The sequence below is a fragment of the Kitasatospora sp. NPDC091257 genome, assembly GCF_044757675.1.
GTDB lineage: Bacteria > Actinomycetota > Actinomycetes > Streptomycetales > Streptomycetaceae > Kitasatospora > Kitasatospora lactacystinica.
The window spans coordinates 1-1,085 of record NZ_JBIVVI010001874.1; the positions used below are offsets into that span (position 1 = coordinate 1).

Genomic DNA, 1,085 nt, shown 5'->3' on the forward strand with positions numbered 1-1,085 from the left:
ATGCGCTTGATGAGTGATCGGAGATGCTTGATACACGCTGATTCTGCGCAGATGCGAAAGAGCTTCCTGTGTTAGTGAGTTCATGTCAACCCGTCCTCGAACAGCACCTCCACCGGCAACCCCAGCAGCCCGCACACTTCGTCCAGCGCCCGCGCGAACACCGGGAACTCCCGGTACAGACCCCTCCCCATCCCCACCCACTGACCACCCTGACCGGAGAACACGAACGCCGACCTGCCCGGGGAGGCAGTGCCCGTGACGATTCCGGCTTCTCCGGCGATCAGCGCGTCCAGACCGGACGGGTCCGTCAGCACGGCACGGTGCGGGAACCTGGCCCGCGCGGCCAGGTCCGCGGCCACCTCTGCCGGTGTGACCTCGGGGTGCTCGGCGAGGAACCCGCGCAGCCTGCGGGCCTGGTCGCGCAGGGCCTCGTCCGACTTCGCCGACAGCAGCCACGGCACCGGCACGACGGCTGCGGGCGCGGAAACGGCAGGAGACTCGGACGAGGCCTCCTCGGCCGGGTCCGGCGCCGGTGCCTCCAGGATCACGTGCGCGTTGGTGCCGCTGATACCGAACGCCGACACACCGGCACGGCGGGGACGCCCCGTCTCCGGCCACGGCCGGGCCTCGGTCAGCAGCCGGATGTTTCCGGACTCCCAGTCGACGTGGGAGGTCGGCGCGTCGACGTGCAGCGTCGGCGGCAGTTCACCGTGGCGCATCGCCATCACCATCTTGATCACGCCCGCCACACCGGCGGCGGCCTGGGTGTGGCTGATGTTCGACTTCACCGACCCCAGCCACAACGGCTCGTTGCGCCCCTGACCGTAGGTCGCCAACAGCGCCTGCGCCTCGATGGGATCGCCGAGCGTCGTGCCGGTACCGTGCGCCTCCACCACGTCCACGTCCGCCGTCGACAGTCCCGCATTCGCCAGCGCCTGACGGATCACCCGCTCCTGCGACGGGCCGTTGGGCGCGGTCAGCCCATTGGACGCCCCGTCCTGATTGACCGCCGAACCCCGCACCACCGCCAGCACCCGGTGGCCGTTGCGGCGGGCGTCCGACAACCGCTCCAGGAGCACGACACC

The 1,085-nt window shown here is 70.1% G+C and carries 1 pseudogene; it reads right to left on the reverse strand.

Going from position 1 to position 1,085, the window contains the following annotated elements:
• Positions 1-92: 92 nt before the first annotated feature.
• A pseudogene (locus ACIQOV_RS42610) lies at positions 93-1,085 on the reverse strand (ketoacyl-synthetase C-terminal extension domain-containing protein); the annotation flags it as partial.